Source organism: Pontibacter mangrovi (assembly GCF_006385705.1).
Taxonomy (GTDB): Bacteria; Bacteroidota; Bacteroidia; order Cytophagales; family Hymenobacteraceae; genus Pontibacter; species Pontibacter mangrovi.
This window is the reverse complement of sequence record NZ_VFRQ01000009.1, coordinates 102,475-123,882: the sequence shown is the minus strand read 5'-3', so window position 1 is coordinate 123,882 and position 21,408 is coordinate 102,475. Positions and strand designations below refer to the sequence as shown.

General features: G+C 52.9%; 21 protein-coding genes. 6 read left to right on the top strand and 15 right to left on the bottom strand.

The features are described 5' to 3' along the window. Window positions 1–147: 147 nt before the first annotated feature. Both FJM65_RS16375 and FJM65_RS16370 read right to left on the bottom strand, forming a co-directional pair. Window positions 148–747 (bottom strand): DUF2179 domain-containing protein, encoded by a 600-nt coding sequence (locus tag FJM65_RS16375; protein ID WP_140622634.1) that lies wholly within the window; start codon window positions 745–747, stop codon window positions 148–150. A 31-nt stretch (window positions 748–778) separates the two neighbouring features. Then, window positions 779–1,876 carry a mechanosensitive ion channel family protein gene (locus tag FJM65_RS16370; protein WP_239022987.1) on the bottom strand — a complete coding sequence of 366 codons (1,098 nt, stop codon included), beginning with the start codon at window positions 1,874–1,876 and terminating at the stop codon, window positions 779–781. Window positions 1,877–2,141: 265 nt separating this feature from the next. Here FJM65_RS16370 and FJM65_RS16365 point away from each other — a divergent pair, with 265 nt between their 5' ends. Both FJM65_RS16365 and FJM65_RS16360 read left to right on the top strand, forming a co-directional pair. After that, the gene (locus FJM65_RS16365; protein ID WP_140622633.1) at window positions 2,142–4,358 is read left to right on the top strand and encodes a bifunctional alpha,alpha-trehalose-phosphate synthase (UDP-forming)/trehalose-phosphatase; all 2,217 of its coding nucleotides are present in this window, start codon (window positions 2,142–2,144) and stop codon (window positions 4,356–4,358) included. 241 nt (window positions 4,359–4,599) lie between these two features. Further along, window positions 4,600–5,451, top strand: a complete 852-nt coding sequence (locus FJM65_RS16360; RefSeq protein ID WP_140622632.1) for a universal stress protein — start codon at window positions 4,600–4,602, stop codon at window positions 5,449–5,451. A 51-nt stretch (window positions 5,452–5,502) separates the two neighbouring features. Here the strand turns inward: FJM65_RS16360 and FJM65_RS16355 are convergent, their stop codons facing one another. The 9 genes from FJM65_RS16355 to FJM65_RS16315 all read right to left on the bottom strand — a co-directional run bounded on the left by FJM65_RS16355 (window position 5,503) and on the right by FJM65_RS16315 (window position 14,382). Then, window positions 5,503–5,925: a hypothetical protein gene (locus FJM65_RS16355; protein ID WP_140622631.1), complete on the bottom strand. Its 423-nt coding sequence runs from the start codon at window positions 5,923–5,925 to the stop codon at window positions 5,503–5,505. 120 nt (window positions 5,926–6,045) lie between these two features. Next, window positions 6,046–6,543: a DinB family protein gene (locus FJM65_RS16350; RefSeq protein ID WP_140622630.1), complete on the bottom strand. Its 498-nt coding sequence runs from the start codon at window positions 6,541–6,543 to the stop codon at window positions 6,046–6,048. 162 nt (window positions 6,544–6,705) lie between these two features. Continuing rightward, window positions 6,706–7,533 carry a thermonuclease family protein gene (locus FJM65_RS16345; protein ID WP_140622629.1) on the bottom strand — a complete coding sequence of 276 codons (828 nt, stop codon included), beginning with the start codon at window positions 7,531–7,533 and terminating at the stop codon, window positions 6,706–6,708. A gap of 89 nt (window positions 7,534–7,622) precedes the next feature. Then, complete coding sequence (locus FJM65_RS16340; protein WP_140622628.1) at window positions 7,623–7,838, bottom strand: hypothetical protein; 216 nt, start codon at window positions 7,836–7,838, stop codon at window positions 7,623–7,625. Window positions 7,839–7,920: 82 nt separating this feature from the next. Continuing rightward, window positions 7,921–11,574 carry an AAA family ATPase gene (locus tag FJM65_RS16335; RefSeq protein WP_140622627.1) on the bottom strand — a complete coding sequence of 1,218 codons (3,654 nt, stop codon included), beginning with the start codon at window positions 11,572–11,574 and terminating at the stop codon, window positions 7,921–7,923. Continuing rightward, the gene (locus FJM65_RS16330) at window positions 11,571–12,053 is read right to left on the bottom strand and encodes a hypothetical protein (protein ID WP_140622626.1); all 483 of its coding nucleotides are present in this window, start codon (window positions 12,051–12,053) and stop codon (window positions 11,571–11,573) included. Before FJM65_RS16330 ends, FJM65_RS16335 begins: the two co-directional genes overlap by 4 nt. A 104-nt stretch (window positions 12,054–12,157) precedes the next feature. Further along, window positions 12,158–13,381, bottom strand: a complete 1,224-nt coding sequence (locus tag FJM65_RS16325; protein WP_140622625.1) for an exonuclease SbcCD subunit D C-terminal domain-containing protein — start codon at window positions 13,379–13,381, stop codon at window positions 12,158–12,160. 195 nt (window positions 13,382–13,576) lie between these two features. Next, entirely contained in the window at window positions 13,577–13,984 is a 408-nt protein-coding gene (locus FJM65_RS16320; RefSeq protein ID WP_140622624.1) for a rhodanese-like domain-containing protein, read from the bottom strand. Between the two features lie 89 nt (window positions 13,985–14,073). Beyond that, the gene (locus FJM65_RS16315) at window positions 14,074–14,382 is read right to left on the bottom strand and encodes an ArsR/SmtB family transcription factor (RefSeq protein ID WP_140622623.1); all 309 of its coding nucleotides are present in this window, start codon (window positions 14,380–14,382) and stop codon (window positions 14,074–14,076) included. A gap of 469 nt (window positions 14,383–14,851) precedes the next feature. Here FJM65_RS16315 and FJM65_RS16310 point away from each other — a divergent pair, with 469 nt between their 5' ends. After that, window positions 14,852–16,048 (top strand): T9SS type A sorting domain-containing protein, encoded by a 1,197-nt coding sequence (locus FJM65_RS16310; RefSeq protein ID WP_181163751.1) that lies wholly within the window; start codon window positions 14,852–14,854, stop codon window positions 16,046–16,048. A gap of 81 nt (window positions 16,049–16,129) precedes the next feature. On the opposite strand, the gene FJM65_RS16305 is transcribed toward FJM65_RS16310, so the two are convergent. The 4 genes from FJM65_RS16305 to FJM65_RS16290 form a co-directional block, all read right to left on the bottom strand. After that, window positions 16,130–16,456 carry a HesB/IscA family protein gene (locus tag FJM65_RS16305; protein WP_140622621.1) on the bottom strand — a complete coding sequence of 109 codons (327 nt, stop codon included), beginning with the start codon at window positions 16,454–16,456 and terminating at the stop codon, window positions 16,130–16,132. Window positions 16,457–16,468: 12 nt separating this feature from the next. Continuing rightward, window positions 16,469–16,876: a hypothetical protein gene (locus FJM65_RS16300; protein WP_140622620.1), complete on the bottom strand. Its 408-nt coding sequence runs from the start codon at window positions 16,874–16,876 to the stop codon at window positions 16,469–16,471. A 14-nt stretch (window positions 16,877–16,890) separates the two neighbouring features. Next, window positions 16,891–17,304, bottom strand: coding sequence for a Fe-S cluster assembly scaffold IscU (iscU, locus tag FJM65_RS16295; protein ID WP_140622619.1), 414 nt, complete (start codon window positions 17,302–17,304; stop codon window positions 16,891–16,893). 87 nt (window positions 17,305–17,391) lie between these two features. Next, complete coding sequence (locus FJM65_RS16290) at window positions 17,392–18,606, bottom strand: IscS subfamily cysteine desulfurase (RefSeq protein WP_140622618.1); 1,215 nt, start codon at window positions 18,604–18,606, stop codon at window positions 17,392–17,394. Between the two features lie 119 nt (window positions 18,607–18,725). On the opposite strand from FJM65_RS16290, the gene mce reads away from it, so the two are divergent. From mce to FJM65_RS16275, 3 genes are all read left to right on the top strand, one after another. After that, window positions 18,726–19,127, top strand: a complete 402-nt coding sequence (gene mce / locus FJM65_RS16285; RefSeq protein ID WP_140622617.1) for a methylmalonyl-CoA epimerase — start codon at window positions 18,726–18,728, stop codon at window positions 19,125–19,127. A 97-nt stretch (window positions 19,128–19,224) separates the two neighbouring features. After that, on the top strand, window positions 19,225–19,800 hold the full coding sequence (locus tag FJM65_RS16280; RefSeq protein WP_140622616.1) for an L-threonylcarbamoyladenylate synthase: 576 nt from the start codon (window positions 19,225–19,227) through the stop codon (window positions 19,798–19,800). A 161-nt stretch (window positions 19,801–19,961) separates the two neighbouring features. After that, on the top strand, window positions 19,962–21,404 hold the full coding sequence (locus tag FJM65_RS16275) for a CCA tRNA nucleotidyltransferase (protein WP_140622660.1): 1,443 nt from the start codon (window positions 19,962–19,964) through the stop codon (window positions 21,402–21,404). Window positions 21,405–21,408: the final 4 nt, after the last annotated feature.

Here is a 21,408-nt window from a genome sequence, read left to right as displayed (position 1 = left end):
CCTTTTTACAAATCTACAGGCAGATTCCCCTCCTCTGGACTAGCCAAAACGAAAGTTTTGAGCTAGCGAGCAGCTCATAGGGGTGGGTTTTAGGCTGTTATTAAACTGTGGAACCAATCCAAGCGCATTATTTAATCTATATAGGCATTATTTGCCCTTTCGCAGCGGAAAGAAGCGCCGCAGACTTACCTGGCGCTCCTGCTCGGCCTGCGGCAAATCCACGTCTGCCACCGAGCGTACATCCTCCACCGAGTAAAATGCCTGCGGGTTATAGCTTCGAATGATGTCGAGCACGTGCTGCAGCTTTTTGCGCTTCACAATGAGGAAGAGCAGGTTTACTTTGCCGCGCGCGCCGCGGGCATCGATGCAGGTGAGGCGGTAGCCGTGCTCTGTCAGAATGCGGATGAGTTCATCGGCAGGCTCAACGGTGATGACGCGCACGACCATTTGCCCAAGCGCCAGCTTCTGCTCCACGCGCAGGCCCAGAAAGTTACCCATGGCAAAGCCCCCGGCCCAGGCCAGGTAGGAGGCCACGTTGCTCAGGTTCTCCATCACCTGCGTAATGGCAACCAGCCAAATAAGCACCTCCAGAAAACCAAGTATGGGCGCCACCGTTTTGTTGCCCTTCGATACAAAAACAATGCGCAGCGTGCCCAGCGTTACGTCGCAGATGCGGGCAAAAAAGATAAGGGCGGGTATGAGCACCCAATCTACCAGGGTAGGGTCGAGGCCTTCAAAGTAGTTCATGCGGTTACAGGTTTTAGTGGCAGCGCTTAAGTTACGACAAGTCTGCCAGCGGTGGTAGCTTTTCGCCGGTAAACTCGCTTCGCGTCTTAGGCAGCGCGTCCGGGTAATTTTTCTGGATAAAGTAGATCAGCCCCTCCCGGATGTAGCAGCGCAGGTCCCAGGCCAGGGCCGAGTTTTGAGCGCTCATCAGGGCGCGCAACTCCAGGGTGCGCTCTTTGGAGTCGGTTACCTGCAGTACCGAGGCCTGACCGTTCCACAGGTCTGTGGCTGCCAGCAGCCGGTCAAACTCCTGGCGCAGCGGCTCGATGGGCATGGTATAATCTGTGTAGAAATGCACCGTGGCCAGTATGTCGGAGCCGGTGCGGGTCCAGTTCTGAAAAGGCTTCTGTATAAAGTAGTTTAGCGGCAGGATCAGGCGGCGGTGGTCCCAGAGGCGCAGCACCACATAGGTCAGGGTAATCTCCTCCACGCGCCCGAACTCCCCCTCCACCACCAGCACATCATCCAACCTGATGGGTTGGGTAAAGGCGATCTGCATGCCTGCCAATAGGTTAGCAATAGAGGTTTGGGCAGCAAAGCCCACCACCACGCCCGCCACGCCTGCCGAGGTAAGCAGGCCGGTTCCCAACTTGCGAACGGGGTCAAAGCTCAGCAGTATGAGGGCAGTAGCGATAAAGATGATGGTGACCACGGTGACCTTGCGCAGAAACTGCAGCTGCGTAATCAGGCGGCGCTCGCGCATGTTGTCGGGCTTCTGCTCTATGTTATACTTGTGCCGCACCAGGTCGCGGGCCACGTTGGTGCAGGCCACCAAAATCCAGGCAAAGGCAATAATGTCAAGAATCTCGACCAGGCGGCGCAGGTTTTCCACCAGCGTGGTGCCGTAGGGCAAGGCAGGCAGTACAATCGACACGAAGAGCAGGGGGATAAAAAAGCCAAACGGACGACTCAGGTGCACGGTCAGCGACTTGAAGAAAACCGGGTTCTGGCGACGGTTGTATGCTTCCAGTGATTTAAAAATTAGGAACTTAACAATTATGCCCGCTGCTACTGCCACCGCCAGTATGGCCAAGCCTCCCATCAGGTAATCCAAGCGGTCATGTATCGCTTCCAGGTATCTCATAGGCATCTGTACAATCAGTAGGTTGAAACCAAATACTATGGATGTGCCCGAATGGTTATAAACGCCGTTTGTGCCGTATCCTGTGTTAAGGTTTATTTATTAATAGATATTTTGCTATATTAGAGAACGTGGCATCCGTTTTTTACGTATGTGAGGAAGGTTGATGTGTGTCAACTACTAAAATAAATCTTTACCTGGCAATAAGAAGCGGCGGCGCATGCGGCGCCAAAACCAAGCGGCTGTATTGGTTGCCGGGCCAAAACCACTGAGCATGGCAAAACTGATTATCGTTTCTAACAGATTACCTGTAAAGCTGCAAGAAAATGATGGAGAACTGAGTTATAAAACAAGCGAAGGGGGGCTTGCTACGGGCCTGGGATCTATTTACAAGCAGGGGGATAATCTCTGGATAGGGTGGCCCGGACTGGTGGTGACAAACCAGGAAAAGCAGGAGCGGATAGCCGAAGACATCAAAGCAGAGAGTATGAGCCCTGTTTTCCTGACCGACACGGAGATCAAGGAATTCTATGAAGGCTTCAGCAACGAGACCCTTTGGCCCACTTTCCACTACTTCAGCCAGTACGCCATTTACGACCAGCAGCTGTGGGAGACCTATGTGCGGGTAAACCAGAAATACTGCGATGCCGTGGTGGCCAAGGCCGGCCCGGAAGATACGATCTGGGTACACGATTACCAGTTGCTGCTCCTGCCAAGCATGCTCCGCGAAAAGCTTCCTGATGCCACCATCGGTTTTTTCCAGCACATCCCGTTTCCAAGCTACGAGGTGTTCCGCCTGCTGCCCTGGCGCAAGGAACTGCTGGAAGGCATGCTGGGATCGGACCTGGTCGGCTTTCATACCTATGACGACATGCGCCACTTCCTGAGCTCAGTGAACCGCCTTGTGGGCTATGGCAGTACGCACGGCTGGATCAGCACCCCTAACCGATCTTTGCTCGTAGACTCTTTCCCGATGGGCATCGATTATGAAAAGTATGCCGGCACAGCCGCGCTGGAGGAGGTGAAGAAACGCGAGCGCCTTTACCGCAGCAACCTCAACGCAAACAAGATCATCCTCTCCATCGACCGGCTCGATTACTCTAAAGGCATTGCCCAGCGCCTGAAGGCATTTGAGCTTTTCCTGGAGCGCCACCCCGAGTTTCATGAGAAGGTAACGCTGCTGATGCTGGTGGTGCCGAGCCGCGACGCGGTGGAGAAGTATAAAGAGCTGAAAGAGGAAGTGGACGAACTGGTGGGCCGCATCAACGGCAAGTATAGCCACATCAGCTGGAACCCGATCCAGTACTTCTACCGCTCTTATCCGCTGGAAACGCTTTCCGCATTCTACCGCATGGCCGACGTGGCCCTGGTAACACCGATGCGCGACGGCATGAACCTGGTGTGTAAAGAGTACGTGGCCAGCAAACTGGACCAGAAGGGCGTGCTGATTCTAAGCGAGATGGCCGGGGCCTCCAAAGAGCTTTCCGATGCCATCCTGATCAACCCGAACGATATCAACCAGATGGTAGACGCGCTTTACCAGGCGCTGGTAATGCCGGAGGAGGAGCAGATACAGCACATGCGCAACATGCAGGAGTCGCTGCGGCGCTACAACATACACCACTGGGTAAGCATGTTTATGGACCGGCTGTCTTACGTGAAGATAAAGCAGCTGTCGTTGGCTACCACTTACCTCGACGAGTCAACTTTCCTAGAGATGAGCAACGCTTACGAGTCGTCCAGCTCGCGCCTGTTTTTCCTGGAGTATGACGGCGGCCTGGTAGATTACCGCCACCGCCCGCTGATGGCACGCCCTGACAATGAACTGATGGACCTGCTGGAGCGCCTGAGCAGCAACCCCAAAAACAGGGTAGTGGTGATGAGCAGCCGCGAAAAAGCCACCATGCAGGACTGGCTGGGCCACCTCAACATCGATATTATTGCCGAACACGGCGTTTGGATAAAGCAGCGCGGCACCGGCTGGCAAACCATGCTGAGCCTGATGGACGACTGGAAAAAAGACATCCGCCTGATACTGGACCTGTACGTGGACCGTACGCCGGGCTCTTTTATCGAAGAGAAGGAGTACTCGCTGGTGTGGCACTACCGCCGCGTTGAAACGGGTTTAGGCGAGCTGCGTGCCCGTGAGTTGGTAAGCCACCTCAACTTCCTGGCCTCAAACAGTAACCTGCAGGTGCTGGATGGGCAGATGGCCGTGGAGGTAAAGGCGCAGGAAATAAACAAAGGCAAAGCCTCCAGCTACTGGCTCAGCAAGTTCCCGCACAAGTTCGTGATGGCTGTGGGGGATGACTGGGGCGACGAGGACATTTTTAAGGCCATGCCGCGCAACTCCTATACGATAAAAGTGGGCAACGCCTCCTCGGTAGCCAGATACCACGTGGACACCTGCCAGGAAGCCCGCGAGATGCTGGACCGCCTGCTGCAGGCTGGCCGGCAGGAGCAGGCCTCCAGTGCACTGATGACAGGTTGATAAAGTATAAAAGTAATATAAGAAGCCCCATTCGGAATATGAAAGCGAATGGGGCTTCTGCCTTTCTGATATGGCGAGAACGCGAAATAGTATCTAAATAGGATGTTATTCTTATAAAACAATACTTTGTGGGAAATGTATAGTATAAGAGCAAGATGGGAGGAAAAATAAAGTGCTAACTTTTTTGTAAAGTTCCGAATACATAGTAATATGATAATATAAACAACAACAATCAGCAAAAATGAAAAAAATACTATGTCCCACGGACTTCTCTGCTACCTCAGGGAAGGCGGTGGAGTATGCCGTGCATGTGGCACAGCATGCGGCGGGACACTTGACACTGCTGCATGTGGTACACCTGCCTATTGTAGACACATCGGAAACAGCTTTGGTGGCTAGCGAACTGCTGGGGGAGCAGGTGCGCACGGCCACTGAAAAGCTGAAAGCAACGGTGCTGCAGCTAGAGGAGAAGTATGGTGCTAACCGAGATGGCGGGTTTACATGCGATTATCTTTTAAAAGAGGCTTTGCTAACCGATGTGGCCGAGCAGCTGAGCAGCCAGCAGGGGTATGACCTCATCGTGATGGGGACCACCGGCTGCGACAGTACCATGGAGGAGCTTTTGATCGGAAGCAATACCGAAGCGGTTATCGAGGAAGTGCCTTGCCCGGTTTTATCAGTGCCTAAAAGTGCCCCTGCGCCTAAAGTAGAGCATATTATCTATGCATCAGACTATAGCCCGGAAGACCTGCAGGCCATGAGGGGCGTGGTAGACTTCGGGAGCTGCTTTGGAGCGCATATAGATGTGGTGCATGTGGTAAAGCAGCAAGAGGAGCAGGACGGCGAGGACGCCGCGGCCTTCAGGCTGGAGTTGCAGGGCCTTTTCCCGAACGTGCCGCTTTCTTTCCATGAAGTGATGAACAAGCACCGGGATGAAGGGTTAATGGCGTATTATCAGCAGTCGGCGGGGGATGTGCTGGCGATCGTACGCAGAGAGAAGGGATTCCTGAAAAGCCTTTTCTCGCAGAGTTTGGCCGAACGCATGACCTACCAGGCCAAAGTGCCGCTTCTGGTGCTGCACGGCAAAAAATAACGATGAGACCGAATCAAAAAGCCCCGCTGCAGCGGGGCTTTTTGATTTAAGTTACTGTACGATGTCGCGCACGGCATCTTCATCAAAGATATGGTCCAGGTCTTTGCTGCACTCCTGGCAGTTGTAGCGGCCAAACGTTTCGATGGCCCGGGGCAGCACCAGGTTGCGGAACGTGCCTTTGCCTTTGCACTGCAGCAGCACCGGGCAATCGTGTTGCACGTGGAAAAGGTCTGAGCCAGTGCCCTCGCAAATCCACACACGCTTGCTTGCCAGCTCAGGCGGAACAATATAAAAATCCGGGGCAGGGCGTGCCGGCTGGCTTACGGCAGTGGCAGTCGCCTCAACGGGTGCTTCTGCGGCGGTAGCCTCCTCCTCCGTGCCTTGGGATTGGCAGGCAACGCTTGTGCATACAATAAGGGCAAGTGCAGCTGTTTTAAGAAGCTGCACGGCGTGTTTCAGTAGGTTCGGTTTCATGGTTGCAATGGCTTGGGCAAACCCAAAGGTATAAATTTAAAGCCATACTTGCTGCAGTTTTAGGGCTCGGCAAGTATAGAACAGTTGCCCCATAGTACCTTGCCTCTACAGCCGTTCCTGCTAGATAGGCTCGTCTGCGCTAGGACCGTAAATGGAAGGCACCGGTACGTCGAGCAGGCGCAGATAAACGGAGAGCTGCCCGCGGTGGTGTATCACGTGATTATAGACCAGTGTACGCAGCAGGGCTCTGCGCGGCAGGGTGGTGATCAGGTGCTCCCCGTTCCGCAGTGCCACCATGGTTGTGAAGTCATCGTCCGCAGCATTTTTCAGTGCGGCCAAGCCTTGCTCCAAATACGTATCCAGTCGGCTTACTAGTTCCTCCGGATTAGGCTCTACTTTATCTGCAGACTTGCCTGCGGCTAGATCAATGTCATCAGAAATAAGCGCCGTGTTCAGCAGGGAAAACAGGTCGGTGATGTGCGTGGCCAGTGTGCCCAACGTGAAAGATTTTGGGTGGGGTTTCCAGCCAAGCGAGTCCTTGGGGAGCCGCTGCAGCATTTTGCGCGTAGAGATAACCTCATGCTGTAGCTCTGACGCCAATCCGTCTTTTAGTGCCATAGTTTTATCGTTTGATGTTAGTGAAAGGTATGTATAGCAATAGTAGCAACTATGGCTGACCAAAGCAAGAGGCTAGCTTAAAAGATCAAACCGTTGACGTTAAAGCAGATAGTGTAAAGAAAGTAGCCAGCTATACTTGCAGGAAACGATCAAGAGTGCGGATTACTTGCTGCAGGTTTTATCCGCTCTGCGCCCATAGGTTCGTATCGCCTCGGCCTCTGTTGTTTTAATAACCTCTTCTTTGCAGCGCTTTAGCACGTAGCAGGTGCTGTCCAGGTGATACACGGCGGAATTACTGCTGCTGCAGAGGTATACAATGCGTTTGGTGGCTCCTGCCGGGATGGGCGCATCGGGGTTGCCCGTGGATGATGTGCCGCCGTTGCGCTTTTCCTTCCGGAAATCCCAGGGGGCAACAGGATTAGGGTCCTGCCACAAACCGCGCTTAAAACGGCGGGCATCGGCCTCGGCATTGGCCAGGTTTTGATCTTTGGAGTAAGCTTTGTAGTGCCAGGCGTAGCCGTTGCGTACCATCTCCTCGTTCAGGTTGCGGCCATCCGGAAGCATAATGGTGCCTACGGTGCGGCCATAGCGGTCGGTGTTGTGCACGATCAGCCGCACCTTTTTACCATAAGACAGGTCGGAGGCGTATTGCTTTGCCTTTTGGCCATAGGCTTGGTTCTTTTCAGGAGTATCAATGCCGTACAGCCGCACGGTCACTTCCTGGCCGTTGCGCAGCAGCACCATGGTGTCTCCGTCTTTTATCGCCACTACTTTGTCGCCGGGTACGGTGGCAGATTTTTGAGGCTGGGCCTCCTGCGCAGGTTGCTGGTCGGCCTCTTTATCCTCCGGTTCAGCAGGCGTTGCCCCGGACCGCTCCAGAATGGCCTGCTGTCGCTCCCGGAACTGCTGCTGTGCATCCTTGCCGTCTTGCTTGCAGGCGAAGGGCAGGAGGGAGAGGAGCGTGAACAGGAGTGGCGCGAGCTTTTTCATGTATGCAAGGGTTTAAGGCAAAGGTACGGCCCTGGCCGGCAAAGTATAAAATTACGCATCCTTTTTAACTTCACTGCAAAAGCAGAACGCTATAAACTGTCTCTGCTTTGCTCCCGTTCCTGCAGCGAGTCTTCCAAGTCGGCGCCTATTTTGGTAGTGGGTTCCTCCGGGGCAGTGGTAGGGGCTTTGGGGTCACTGGCAGACACAGGGACTTTTCCCTCTTCAGCGGTATCTGTGTTGCCGCCGCAGGCCACGGCCGTGCAAAGTATAAAGCCTACAAATAATTTGTGCAAGAGATTTCTCATACTAAAGCGCTATGTTGATGATACAAGTTCAGGGTTTTGTACGGAGCTTGCCTGCTTTGGTAGCTGCTTAGCGCTTAAAAAGCTAGAAACCTACCACTTCTACCTTGCTTACGCCTCCAGCCTGCCGCTGCACTTTTATCTGGGTGCTGATGCGCTCCTTCAGCGCCTCCACATGCGAGATAATGCCGATCATCTTGCCGCTGGCCTGTAGGTTCTCTAGCGTAGAGATGGCCGAGTCCAGCGTTTCGGCGTCCAGCGTACCGAAGCCCTCGTCTATAAACAGCGAGTTGATCTGCGTGCGGCGGCCGGCCAGGTCCGACAGGCCCAGCGCCAGCGACAGGCTCACCAAAAAGCTCTCGCCCCCGGAAAGCGTATTCATTGGCCGCACGGCTTCAGCCTGGTACATATCCACGATCAGCAGCTCCAGGTCTTCGGCAGCGGATTTAAGGATGCGGTAGCGGTCGTTGAGCTTTTGCAGGTGGCGGTTGGCCAGCTCCACCAGCCTGGCCAGCGTGAGCCCCTGCGCAAAGCGGCTGAACTTGTTGCCGTCGGCAGAGCCAATCAGGTCGGCTAGCTGCGACCAGCGGTGGCAAACCTGCTGCTGTGTTTTTAGTTGTTCGGCCAGTTCTTTATTCTTCTCCCGCTGCTGTGCGTCCTGCTCCAGTAGCTGCTGGTGGCGGGCCCGCTGCGAGATCAGCTCCCGCTGCTCTTCGGTTTTCTGCCGGTGTTGCTCTTGCAGGCTATCCATACTTTCTTCGGTCAGCTGCTTTTGCTGCAGCTGTGCCAACTCCTGCTGTACATCGCTCAGGCTTTTACGCAGTTCAGTCAGGTGCTTTTCGGTCTGTGCTTTCAGGTTTGCCAGGCGATCAGCTTCGTCGCGGTGCAGTAGCATCTGGCTCAGTGCTTCTATGGTTTCGATGCCCTTCTGCTGCAGCACGTGCAGCAGCCCCTGGCGCAGCTCCTCCAGCACCGATTTGTTCTGCTGATGCTTCTGCAGGCACTCCGTCTGGCGGGCGCGGGCCTCCTGCAGTTCCTGCTGCTTCTGCAGCTGCGCACGCCTTGCTTCCTCCGCCTGCGTGGCCCGGAGTTTCAGTTCCCGTTGCGCTGAGATGCGTTCCTGCTCCGGCTCCTTCTCCCCAAACAACGTATGGCGCTCGGATTTCAGCTGTGTCAGCTGCTCGTGCTCCTCTTTCAGCGCCTGCTTCCGCTCCTCCAGCTCCTTTTGTTTCTGCGCTTCATTGGCTTTCAGGTTTTTCACGTCAGCGTTCAGCTCCACATACTTCTCGCGCATACTTTCCAGGGCCTGCTGCTTTTGCGCATACGTTACACTTTGCTGCTCCAGTGTCTGTAGCAAGGCAAGGCGCTCTTCTGGTTTATACTTTAGGCCAAAGGTGGCAGCAAAGGATTCGGCGGTTTGGGTGTGAACCTGCTCCTGCTCCTGCTCATCAGCAAGTATGATTTGCAGCTTCTGCAGCTGCGCCTGCAGCATTTTGTCTGTATTTTCTATTTGGTTGATGGCAGCCTGCACCTGCACCTGTGCCTCGCGATGCTTTTGGCTTTGCTGGCTTATACTTTCCAGTTCACGGCTCAGGTGGCGCGCCTGCGCCAATTGCTGCTGCAAGGCAGTGGCCGACTCCTGCTGCGCCTGCCGTTGCTGCGCCAGCTTCTCTACATCAGCGATATTGATACCTTCCGTTAGCCCTGCTGCCAGCTGCTCGAACGTGTGGCGCAGCCGCTTCAACTCGGTTTCTGTCTCTGAGCTGGCCGTGATTCCCAGCTGCTGTTGCTGCTCCAGCGAGTTAAGCTGCAGTTGCTGTTGGTTTATACTTCGCTCCAGCTCCTTTACCAATATTTGCTGCTGGTCGCGTTTCTGCACTTCCTCCGGCAGGTCAAAAGTATAGCCATCTTCAGCAAAAGGGTGGTGGGTGGAGCCGCAGAGCGGACAGGGTTCCTCTTTCGTCAAAGTATGGCGCGCCTCCTCATACTGCTGTATCTGCTGCTGTAGCTGCACGAGTTTCTGCAGCGCCTGCAGGTGCTCTTCGGCCTGTTTATACTTTGTTTGGTTTTCTTGGAGGCTTCTACTTGTTTCTTCCTGCTGTTGCCTTAGCTGCGCCAGGTGCTCGTGTATACCTTGGAGTTTCTGCTGATGCCCCGAGTGCTGCTGGGCCAGTTCCTGCAGGCGCTCATACCTGGCCACCACCGCTGGCTGGCTCTGTGCCGCCTGCTCCAGTTCCTCCATAGTTTTATCAGCCAGTATACTTTGGAGCCCGGCAAGTTTCTCCTCTTTCTGCTGCTGCAGCTGCTTATGCTGGGTTTCCTGCTGCGCCTGTTGCTGCTGCAGTTCCGCAAGCTGCTTTGCCTCCCGCTGCCGCTGTTGGTTCAGTTCCTCTTGCTCTTGCCGGTTGCGTTTGATGCGCTGCTCCACCTCCTGCAGATCGCGGAGGGCGGCCTTGAACTCTGGCAGATGCTCTTTCAGGTCCTGCAGCTGCGTGTGCTGCGCCAGCCAGGTTTTTATACTTGTTGCCTCCTGCGTGAGCTTCTCCTGCTCCTGTTGCTTTGTTTGTAACAATGCCTGCTCATGCTGCAGCTGTTGCTCAAAGTTTGTATAAGCGTTTTTGTTCTTGCCATACGCTTCTCGGATGCTGTTTAGTTGATGGTCCAGTTTAGCAACCTGCGCCAGCAGGGGCTCCAGTTTTTGCAGGGCCTCTTCCTGCTGCTGATGCGCTTTGGTGGCCTGGGTGGCTATATTGCCGGCGGCCTCCAGCTCGGTTTCCAGCACTGGCACGCGCTTCTGCAGTGTCTGCAGCTGTTCCTGTACCTCTGTTACTTTGCTGCTGGCATTGTCGATCTGTACCAGCTCCCCTTTAAACTGATATGCCTGCTCGTGCTGCGCCAACTTCACAAAGTCCGGCTGCAGCTGCGCCAGTTTCTGCTCCTGCCCCTGCAGGGCTGCCTGATGCTGTTGTTGCCTGGCCTGCAGCTGCGCCACCTGCTGCAGCCACTGCACCTTCTCCTGCAGCTTTGCAAGGTTCGCCTGAAGTATGGCCTCCTGCCCGGCCAGCTCATTTATACTTTGCTCGTAGGCCTGCCGCTGCTCCTCGGGCAGCAGCTGGGTGTTTTGCAGCAACTGCTCCAGCCCCTCATACTTTTGCCGCTCCTGCTTGGCCTTCTCATAGGCAAATTTGGAAATCTCGGAATAGATGCCCGTATCGGTGATCTTCTCCAGCAAACTGCTGCGTTCGTTGGGGCTGGCCTTCAGGAAACGGGCAAAGTCGCCCTGCGAGAGCATCACCGAGCGCAGAAACTGGTTGTAGTCCAGGCCACAGAGTTCGGCCACTTTGGCCGGCACCTCACTGGGTTTCAGGTCGAATAGTTCATCCTGCTCAAAAGTATACAGCTCCATGTGCACGGGCTGTATGTTGCCGTCCACTTTGCCCCGACTGCGACGCAGGTGCCACTTGGAGCGGTAGCGCTTGCCGTTGGCCTCAAACTCCACCTCCGAAAAGCTCTCGGCCGTGTGGCGCGTCATCAGTTCCAGCGGCTTCTCGTTGCTGTGGCGGTGCACCAGTCCGTAAAGGCCCACCGTGATGGCGTCCAGAATCGTGGTTTTGCCGGCACCGGTGGGGCCGGTAATCGCAAACAGCCCCGCCTCCGCCAGCGGACTCTGGTCGAAACGGATCTCATGCTCACCTTTCAGTGAGTTCAGGTTCTGGAAGCGTACGGAGAGGATTTTCATGGGTGAACTGTGGGTATTTCTGAAGGAATTTGATGGCTGATAAGGTCGGCTAGCTTTCGGGTATCTTCTGGGTTTGTTCTGAAATTTATAGTTTGCACAAGGTAACCATTCCTGTATAGCATTAGCTTACTGTTCCCTACAGGCCAAAGCATGTCAGATCGCCACCAGAAGTCTTTCAATGTTTGTTCCGTTCTTTCTGGCTCAACAACAGCTCTGTCAATTTCTGTTAGATCGATTACTTCTTTTCGGAACCATGGCCGAAAGAATTGAAAGCTAAGCATCGAGCCATTCAGGAAGACTTTGCAATCATATGAATTCGGGATGATGTGCAGCAGCAAACCTGCCGGAACTCCAACCGCTATCTTTATTAGCCAGCTTTCTGTGAAAGCAAAAACAAGCGCAGCCACCACCAATGTCTTCGGCACAATACCATAGACATCACTAGGGAATCGGGTTTCGAAATTATCAGCTGTTTTCATGCTTGCTTCTTGATGGCAAATCAAATAGTATGCGTTTCGTTTATCCCGTAGCTATCGACCAGACACTCGCAGGACCTTCGGGCGCCGCGAGGTTTTTATACTTTTTATTCTTCCTGCCCCATCAGCTCTAGCAACTCCGAAAAAGTAGCCACTAATTCTGCATGATCAGAGTCCGGGAAGGCACTTTGGCAGCGTTTGAGGAACACCTCTTTCTCGCAGAGGGTATGCAGGTCAACCTCCTGCTGCACCTGTTGCTCCAGAGTTTGATTTGCTTTCTGGATGATCGGCGGGCGGTGGATGAGTAGTTGCAGTTCGTCTTTTTTCAGGCGCAGCACCTCTTCCAGCTGCTGGTTCAGGTCCGGCAAGTATGATTCCAGTTCCAGTTGTATTTCAACCCAGGCCGTTAAGGTATGGCTGCTGTTGTCGTAAATGGCCAGTTGCTGCTTTACCTTCTCCAGCGGCCCTTTAAAACGCACCAGTTTGCGGCAAACAGGTATCTCCACTTCGCGCAGGTCTTGCAGCTCACCTTCCTCCAAATCAAGTATAAATACCACCTTTTTGTCCGTTACCTCGCTAAAGCTGAGCGGAATAGGCGAGCCGGAGTAGCGGATGTGGTGGCGGTTGTTCACCTGCTGCGGGCGGTGCAGGTGGCCCAGCGCCACATAGTCGAATTCCTGGGGAAACTGGTCGGCCCCGATCTGGCCCAAGTTGCCGACGTGGATCTCTTTCTCACTTTCGGAGGCAGAGCCGCCGGCGGCAAACAAATGCCCCATCGCCACTACAGGTAGACTTTGCTGTTTATACTTCTGGATGTGCGGCACAAAAGCCTCGTAATGCGCGGCTATACCTTGCTTAATACGCTGCTCCCGCTCCTCAAAGCTCTCGCCGGGCACCGACAAACGCACGTCGCGGTCGCGGAGGAAAGGCACGGCGCACACCACCAGTTGCAGCTCACCCTGCTCGCTGTGCAACTCAATCAGTTCGTCTAAAGGATCAGAAGAGGCCCCGCCAATGACGTGGATGTTGAAGCACTGCAGCAGCTCCTTCGGCGCGTTTAGCGTAGAAACAGAATCGTGGTTGCCGCCCGTGATGATGATGTGGCGGCAGCAGGTAGCGCAGACTTTGCGCAGGAAATCATAGTATAGCTTCAGGGCCGTGTTGGAGGGGGCGCCGTTGTCGAACACGTCGCCGGACATTAGCAGAACCTCTACCTGCTCCTGCTGTATGGTTTGCAGCAGCCAATCCAAAAAATGCTGGTGTTCTTCAGTACGTTCCAGGTTAACAAGGCGCTGGCCCAGGTGCCAGTCTGAGGTGTGTAGTACGCGCATAGCTCTTCTTCTCCGATTCCGGTTCAAGATACATCAGAATATAGGAATATGGCAAGGAATTTCTGTTGATTATCCTCCTGAAGTATGAAATTGAAAAGAAGCCGCAATGAAGGCACTTTATACTTATTGGCAAAGCAAAAGGGCAGAAACAGCTCCTTTGCCATTTCTGCCCTTTCTATAAAACAGTTTATACTTTTACTTCTGTTCAGCAGCACCAGTTTCAGTTGGCAAGCCAGCCTCCACCAGAGACTGATAACCGCCCAGGTCATAGATGTGCTTAAAGCCTGCCTGCTTTAGCATTTCGGAGGCTTTGCCGCTGCGATTGCCGGAGGCGCAGTACAGGTAGTAGACTTTGTCCTTGTCCCAGTTCTGCATGTCCTTAGCAAACTCGCCTCCTCTAAAGTCAGAAAGCATGGCCCCATCCAGGTGACCGCCGGCGTACTCTTCGGGTGTGCGTACATCCAACAGCACCGTTTTTCGGTTCATGTTCTGCTGCTTAAACTCCGAAGGCGTAAGCTTTTGCACCTGTGCCGGTTCCTGCTGTGGCGTGCCGGCGCAGCTAAACATAACGGCAGCTAGCAGCGCTAAGATTATGGTTCTCATAGTTGTTTACGTTGAGTTCTATTTGTAAATATACTCATGTCTACTTTAAGTATACGAAAAACCGCCCCTTTAAAGCAAAAAAGCCCAATTTAGGAGAACAGTTTGCAGCTTTGAATGCAGCTGATAATGTCTGTTATGGTGCTGTCGGTGAGGGAGTAGAATACATTTTTGCCTTCGCGCTGTGTATCCACCAGGCCCTTGTCGCGCATGTTGGTCAGGTGGTGCGAGAGCAGCGACTGCTCTATCTGTAACACGCGCTGTAACTGGCTTACAGTCAGGCGGTCGCGCTGGGTTAAAAGATCGATGATGCTGATGCGAACAGGGTGGGCCACGCACTTAAGCACATAAGCTGTTTTCTCCAAGGCCTTCTGCTCAAGCCTTATCTGTAAGGTACTCATGGAAATTAATATAAGGTAATTGCAATACATGAACATGTGTTCATGTAGAGGTAGTACACCTGGCGGGTACTTTAAGTTCCTGTTTGTACTTTTAATAGTTTAGCGAGAGAAAGAAGCTCATCAAAAGAGGGGAGCCTACAAAGTATCTAGTTTTCCTTAAAACACTTTACCTAGCATGTATTTCTATACTTTCCAAAAAGGAGCTGAGCCATTACAAGGCTATTATGTTAATATTCAACTGTCAAAATGATTAAAAATCAATACCAGGATCTATTATTTTATAAGCTGTATTGAACTTTATGTAGATACCGTTGGTTCGTGGGAATATTACATGGCAAATGCCTGCTTAAAGTACAATTATTCCTGCGTTTCCGAGCCAATGAAAACAACTTTTACCCTTACCTTGCGCTGCATCGCTTTTTGCTGCCTAGTATGGCTGTCAGCGCCTGCCTCAAAAGCCCAGGTTATAATGGGACCGAAGCAAACTTCTTATACTCAAAACTTTAACGATTTCCCGCTTAAAGATACTGTTACCTGGAAAAGTGGCAGCTATTACCTGCCCGGTTGGGTAGTGTTCCGCACCAAAAGCGACTCCACGCTTGTCCCTAACGCTGGCAACTCCAACACCGGTGCGCTTTATAATTATGGATCTGTTGGCTCCACTGATAGAGCCTTGGGCTCCATTAGCTCCACCAAAGGCGGGCAGTTTACTTACAATCTCCTTCTTCAGAATAGCACAGGTAGCACCATCAAGGGCATTGATCTGAGCTACGTGGGGGAGCAGTGGCGCATTTCCAACAGTACAGCCGGGCAGCATGTGATTTCCTTCTGGTATGCTATCAGCAGTGATGCGAATGCCTTTAACACATCCCCCTCCTCTGACAAAGGCTGGACAGAAGTGCCTGAACTCACCTTCTATGGGCCCAAATTTTATACTAAAGGCGGTGCGCTAGACGGAAACGCACCTGATAACCGTGCCCTGCAACAGGCGCTATTGCAGCTTGAAGTGCCAAACGGATATTACTTGATGCTTCGCTGGAAAGATGCCGATGAACTGGAGGCGGACCACGGACTGGCGATTGACGATGTTAACCTGCAGTGGCACATACAGGCAGTTGAAATGCCGGCGCCGCTTCCGGTTGAGCTTGCTTTTTTCAGAGCGGCAGTTAGCGGAGACCAGGTAAAACTGAAGTGGCAGACTGCCAGCGAGGAGCAAAATAGTTATTTTGAGGTACAGCGCAGCCAAAACGGCTCCGCTTTTGAAAGTATAGGCCGCGTTGCCGGGCATGGCACTACTGTTTTAACCAACGACTACTCATATATAGATGAGCGCCCGTTGGATGGAGCTTCCTATTATCGCCTGAAACAGGTGGACGAAGATGACAGCCATACTTTTTCTGCGGTGGTTGCTGTGCGTTACAAGGCGGTGCAGGAAATGAAGGTATTTCCTACGATTGCTACAGATGAGGTACACGTTGCTGCAAGTGTTGGGCTACAGCAGGCGCTGGTGCTGGATATGACCGGAAAAGTGCTGCTGCAGCAGGAGCTTTCACAAAACTTGCCGCTGCACACGCTAGATATCCGCAGGCTTAACTCTGGCAACTACATCCTTGTTTTAATAGATGCCTTTGGCAGGCGCTACACCCGGAAATTCATAAAACAGTAGCAAAAGGCTGCAGAAATAGCATAAAAAAAGGCTCTGCCGCAGTGGCAGAGCCTTTTAAGTACGTATAAATTTTATTGATACTTATACCGAGAAGCTGTCGCCGCAGCCGCAGGTACGGGTTGCATTGGGGTTGTTAAAGAAGAAGCCTTTGCCGTTCAGGCCGTCGGAGAAATCCAGCTCTGTGCCCGCCAGGTATAAAAAGCTCTTCATGTCTACCACCACCTTCACGCCTTTATCTTCAAACTCCTGGTCCATTGGCTTCACCTCATCATCAAAGTCGAGGTTATAGGACAGGCCGGAGCAGCCACCACCCGCAACAGAGGCACGCAAACGGAACGAGTCATCCAGCTGCGCTTCCTGCTTCAGCTTTTCTACCTTTTCTTTTGCTTTATCTGAAACTGTGATCATAATCTTTAAATTTTAGGATACTGGGTTCAATACAACACTGAAAACCGTTATAGTGTTCATGTCCCGTCCAAAGTATAACTTATCCAGCGCCTCATACATGTTACGCGCCCTAAAGTAAGAAGTGTTCAGCTCCTTATCATCACGGGCCATCCACTGTATCGTGAACGAGCTTTCCTGGTCGCGGTAGTTTTGCACGTAGGCCAGCATCTTGCGCAGTGCCTCCAGTTTGTCATAGCCCGTTTCAGAGTGGAACAGGAACGACTGCTGGTGGCGCGGGTTCACCGTGATCAGGTCGAGGCGCGTTTTGTTGTCGAGCTGCCGGAATTCAAAAAGCAGACTGCTCCCGCTTATGCCTAAGTGGTGCTCAATCTGCTTTTGAATACGGGCACTCGCTACGTGTACATCCGTAGTTGACTCCATTGAGTCTGGTTTTCTTAGTGGTGAGACTTAGGCATTTCCAGTTCCGGAAGGCCGTTCTTTACTCTGTAGTCGTTGATGGCTGTTTTGATGGCATCCTCGGCAAGTACAGAGCAGTGGATCTTCACCGGCGGCAGTGCCAGCTCTTCCACAATTGCCATGTTGTCGATAGCCAGGGCCTCGTCAACCGTCTTGCCCTTCAGCCACTCAGTAGCCAGGGAAGAAGAGGCAATGGCAGAGCCGCAGCCGAATGTCTTGAACTTAGCATCAGTGATCACCTGGTTCTCATCTACCTCAATCTGCAGGCGCATTACGTCGCCACACTCAGGGGCACCTACCAGGCCGGTTCCAACACTTTTCTTTGCTTTATCTAGTGTACCAACGTTGCGTGGGTTGGTATAATGGTCGATTACTTTATCTGAATAAGCCATAGCTATTTGTAATTACTAGTTATTAATGATGAATGATTAATAAGGGAAGAGAACCATTATTTATTACTCATTCCCCATTATTAATTCTTAGTGTTCCGCCCACTCAATAGAGTTCAGGTCGATACCTTCCTTAAACATTTCCCATAGCGGAGAGAGTTCACGGAGCTTGGCAACGGCCTCTTTCACATGGTCAATGGCATAGTCGATCTCCTCATCTGTCGTGAACCGGCTCAGGCCGAAACGCAGCGAAGAATGCGCCAGGTCATCGCTCAGGCCTAACGCTTTTAATACGTAAGACGGCTCCAAAGAGGCTGAGGTACAGGCTGATCCGGATGAAACAGCCAGGTCTTTCACACCCATCATCAGGCCTTCGCCCTCTACATACTTAAACGAGATGTTAGACACGTGCGGCAGGCGGTGCTCTGTAGAACCGTTCACGTAAGACTCCTCAATCGTCGTCAGCTCACGCTCCAGTCTGTCGCGCATGGCGGCGATACGCTTGGTATCGGCTTCCATGTCCTGCTTAGCAATCTCAGCGGCTTTACCCAGGCCAACGATGCCCGGCACGTTCAGCGTACCAGAACGCATGCCGCGCTCGTGTCCGCCACCGTCCATCTGGGCAGTTACCTTCACGCGCGGGTTCTTGCGGCGCACGTACAGGGCACCAACACCCTTCGGGCCATACATTTTGTGGGCAGAGAACGCCATCAGGTCTATTCCGTCAGCCTCTACGTCTACCGGAATCTTGCCTACTGCCTGCGTAGCATCTGTGAAGAACAGGATACCGCGTTTTTTGGCGATGGCCGAGATCTCGCGAATAGGCTGGATAACGCCGATCTCGTTGTTGGCGTACATCACCGAGATCAGGATGGTCTTGTCCGTGATGGCTTCTTCCAGTTCTTTCAGGTCGATCAGGCCTTTCTCGTCCACCTGCAGGTAGGTAACCTTACCGCCCATTTTTTCGATGTGCTTGCAAGGGTCCAGCACGGCTTTGTGCTCGGTGGTAAGCGTGATGATGTGATTTCCTTTTGAGGCGTACATCTCAAACACACCTTTCAAGGCAAGGTTGTCAGACTCAGTGGCGCCGGAAGTAAAGATGATTTCCTTTGGAGAACAATTGATCAGGGAGGCAATCTGCTCACGGGCGTAATCCACTGCCTCTTCGGCCTGCCAGCCAAAAGCGTGGTTACGGGACGCCGCATTACCGAACATGTTTGTCATGTAAGGCATCATCGCCTCCAACACACGCGGGTCAAGCGGTGTGGTGGCATTGTTATCCAGGTATATCGGAAGTGTTAGCATAGTAACTATATCTGTTTCTTGTTTTATCCTGTTAGCTAAACAGTTTGAAGAAATTATTAGTTTTGAATCCAGTGCAAAAATAGCAAAAATTCTTTACTTAGACTAATTACAAACACGAAATGAAAAACGTAGAACATATAGGAATCGCCGTCAAGGATTTTGCTGAGGCTAATGCTTTATACTTTAAATTGCTGGGCGTGGAGCCCTACAAAACGGAGTATGTGGAGTCGGAAGGGGTGAACACTTCTTTTTTTAAAGTGGGTGGCACCAAGATAGAGCTGCTGGAGGGCACCAAGCCGGAGAGCGCCATCAGCAAGTTTGTCGAGAAGCGCGGCGAGGGCATCCACCACATTGCCTTTGAGGTGGAAGACATCTATGCGGAGATGGAGCGCCTGAAAGGGGAGGGATTCATACTTCTGAACGAGCAGCCCAAGAAAGGCGCCGACAATAAGCTGGTGTGCTTTGTGCACCCCAAAAGCGCCAACGGTGTGTTAGTAGAACTGACGCAGGAGATCAGGTAAATTGTTGAATTGCTGCCTTGTTGTCCTCAGTTCCCGAATTATAGGACCTACAATCAGCAAAAGCAATCAACAATGTAACAACTTAATAATTAAAACTATGAGCCAGTTAGTGAAGGAAATACAGGCGGCAGAGGAAGAGGTGCTGCTGGGCAATGTGATCCTGTACCCCACCGACACAGTATGGGGAATCGGTTGCGATGCGGAGAACGCCGAGGCCGTGCGGAAGATATTTAAGATAAAGGAGCGGGAAGAGTCGAAGGCGATGATCCTGCTGGTAGCCGACCTGGAAATGCTGAAACACTATGTAGGCGAGCTGCCGGATGGATTTGAGGAACTGGTGAAGCAGCAGGAGCGCCCTACCACTTATGTGTTCCCTAACCCGCAGAACCTGCCCAAAGAGCTGCTCTCGCAGGATGGCACCGTGGCCATACGTGTCGTGCAGAACGAAGAGTTCTGCCACCGCCTCATCCGGCAACTGGCCCGGCCTATCGTGTCCACTTCGGCCAATATTAGTGGCGAGCCCTCTCCTAAAACCTTTGCCGATGTAAGTGACCGTATCAAGGAGCGGGTTGATTTTGTAGTGAACTGGCGCCGGGACGATGCCATGGCCTCCAAGCCTTCGCGCATCGTTAAAATTGAGCCGGATGGCAGCCAAAGTATCCTTCGTGACTAAGGCCAGGTGCAGCAAGTATACGTTGCGGATAAAGTATAAAAGGTTGATACTAAATAGATAGCGAGGTGAACGTGTAGCCGTTTTCTTTATTGAGCCGGTTATGCGTATTTTTGTGCCTCAGGCCGCGCTGCAGTAGCCTGAGGTTTTTGATTTTACCTATGATGGAGAAAGTACAGTTACCCGAACACCCGATTTTTAATGTTGTAGCCGAGGCCGCCGGCGAATTGGGCGTAGATGCCTATGTAATCGGTGGTTTTGTGAGGGACCTGGTGCTGAAACGGCCATCCAAAGACATAGACGTGGTGTGTGTGGGCGACGGCATTTCGCTGGCGGCGCTGGTGGCCCAAAAGCTGCCGCACAAACCCAAGGTGTCCATCTTTAAGAACTTCGGAACGGCCATGTTGCGCTCGGGGGAGTGGGAGGTGGAGTTTGTGGGAGCCCGCAAGGAGTCGTACCGTGAGCACTCGCGCAAGCCGGAGGTGGAGCAGGGCACGCTGGACGACGACCTGAAACGCCGTGACTTTACCATCAACGCCCTCGGCATCAGCCTGAACAAAGACAACTATGGCGAGCTGATAGATGAATTTAACGGCACCAAAGACATGCGCCGTAAGATCATCCGAACGCCGCTGGAGCCGGGCATCACTTTCTCCGACGATCCCTTGCGCATGATGCGCGCCATTCGCTTTGCCTCCCAACTGGGTTTCGACATCGACCCGGATACGTTTGATGCGATCATGGACAATAAAGAGCGCATTAAAATTGTGTCGCAGGAGCGGATTACGGACGAGCTGAACAAGATCATACTTTCGCCTACCCCTAGCTATGGCTTTAAGCTGCTGTTCACCTCCGGCCTGCTGCAGCTCATCTTCCCGAAAATGGTGGAGCTGCAGGGCGTGGAGACCATCAACGGGAACTCACACAAGGATAACTTCTACCATACCTTGCAGGTGCTTGACAATGTGGCACAGGTATCGGATGACCTGTGGCTGCGCTGGTCGGCCATCATGCACGACATTGCCAAGCCCGACACCAAGCGCTACCACCCCAAGGCCGGCTGGACCTTCCATGGCCACGAGGACCGTGGCGCCCGCATGGTGCCCCGCCTGTTCCGCGACCTGAAGCTGCCCCTGAACGAGCACATGAAGTTTGTGCAGAAGCTCGTGCGCCTGCACCTGCGCCCTATCGCCCTGGTAAAGGAAACCGTGACCGACTCGGCCATCCGCAGGCTGCTGTTTGAGGCCGGCGACGATATTGATGCCCTGATGAAGCTTTGCCGCGCCGACATCACCTCCAAAAACGACACCAAGGTAAAGCGCTACCTGCAGAACTTCGACAAGGTGGAGAAACGCCTGGTGGAGGTGGAGGAGAGCGACAAGCTGCGAAATTTCCAGCCGGTCATCACAGGCGAGCTTATCATGGAAACGTTTGGGCTAAAGCCTTCCAAGGCGGTGGGTGAGATTAAGGAAGCCTTGACGGAGGCGATACTGGAAGGCAAGGTGAAAAACGAATTTGACGAAGCCTATGCTTTTATGCTGAACCTGGGAGAGCAGAAAGGGCTAGTTGTCGTCAACAAAAAGGCTTTGTCAGGAAAAGGGGAGTAGCGTT

What these genes read in the sequence shown, in the direction of transcription:
- FJM65_RS16375 (WP_140622634.1), bottom strand. Translation starts at nt 747, where the DNA reads ATGAACTACTTTGAAGGCCTCGACCCTACCCTGGTAGATTGGGTGCTC.
- FJM65_RS16370 (WP_239022987.1), bottom strand. Translation starts at nt 1,876, where the DNA reads ATGCCTATGAGATACCTGGAAGCGATACATGACCGCTTGGATTACCTG.
- FJM65_RS16365 (WP_140622633.1), top strand. Translation starts at nt 2,142, where the DNA reads ATGGCAAAACTGATTATCGTTTCTAACAGATTACCTGTAAAGCTGCAA.
- FJM65_RS16360 (WP_140622632.1), top strand. Translation starts at nt 4,600, where the DNA reads ATGAAAAAAATACTATGTCCCACGGACTTCTCTGCTACCTCAGGGAAG.
- FJM65_RS16355 (WP_140622631.1), bottom strand. Translation starts at nt 5,925, where the DNA reads ATGAAACCGAACCTACTGAAACACGCCGTGCAGCTTCTTAAAACAGCT.
- FJM65_RS16350 (WP_140622630.1), bottom strand. Translation starts at nt 6,543, where the DNA reads ATGGCACTAAAAGACGGATTGGCGTCAGAGCTACAGCATGAGGTTATC.
- FJM65_RS16345 (WP_140622629.1), bottom strand. Translation starts at nt 7,533, where the DNA reads ATGAAAAAGCTCGCGCCACTCCTGTTCACGCTCCTCTCCCTCCTGCCC.
- FJM65_RS16340 (WP_140622628.1), bottom strand. Translation starts at nt 7,838, where the DNA reads ATGAGAAATCTCTTGCACAAATTATTTGTAGGCTTTATACTTTGCACG.
- FJM65_RS16335 (WP_140622627.1), bottom strand. Translation starts at nt 11,574, where the DNA reads ATGAAAATCCTCTCCGTACGCTTCCAGAACCTGAACTCACTGAAAGGT.
- FJM65_RS16330 (WP_140622626.1), bottom strand. Translation starts at nt 12,053, where the DNA reads ATGAAAACAGCTGATAATTTCGAAACCCGATTCCCTAGTGATGTCTAT.
- FJM65_RS16325 (WP_140622625.1), bottom strand. Translation starts at nt 13,381, where the DNA reads ATGCGCGTACTACACACCTCAGACTGGCACCTGGGCCAGCGCCTTGTT.
- FJM65_RS16320 (WP_140622624.1), bottom strand. Translation starts at nt 13,984, where the DNA reads ATGAGAACCATAATCTTAGCGCTGCTAGCTGCCGTTATGTTTAGCTGC.
- FJM65_RS16315 (WP_140622623.1), bottom strand. Translation starts at nt 14,382, where the DNA reads ATGAGTACCTTACAGATAAGGCTTGAGCAGAAGGCCTTGGAGAAAACA.
- FJM65_RS16310 (WP_181163751.1), top strand. Translation starts at nt 14,852, where the DNA reads ATGGGACCGAAGCAAACTTCTTATACTCAAAACTTTAACGATTTCCCG.
- FJM65_RS16305 (WP_140622621.1), bottom strand. Translation starts at nt 16,456, where the DNA reads ATGATCACAGTTTCAGATAAAGCAAAAGAAAAGGTAGAAAAGCTGAAG.
- FJM65_RS16300 (WP_140622620.1), bottom strand. Translation starts at nt 16,876, where the DNA reads ATGGAGTCAACTACGGATGTACACGTAGCGAGTGCCCGTATTCAAAAG.
- iscU (WP_140622619.1), bottom strand. Translation starts at nt 17,304, where the DNA reads ATGGCTTATTCAGATAAAGTAATCGACCATTATACCAACCCACGCAAC.
- FJM65_RS16290 (WP_140622618.1), bottom strand. Translation starts at nt 18,606, where the DNA reads ATGCTAACACTTCCGATATACCTGGATAACAATGCCACCACACCGCTT.
- mce (WP_140622617.1), top strand. Translation starts at nt 18,726, where the DNA reads ATGAAAAACGTAGAACATATAGGAATCGCCGTCAAGGATTTTGCTGAG.
- FJM65_RS16280 (WP_140622616.1), top strand. Translation starts at nt 19,225, where the DNA reads ATGAGCCAGTTAGTGAAGGAAATACAGGCGGCAGAGGAAGAGGTGCTG.
- FJM65_RS16275 (WP_140622660.1), top strand. Translation starts at nt 19,962, where the DNA reads ATGGAGAAAGTACAGTTACCCGAACACCCGATTTTTAATGTTGTAGCC.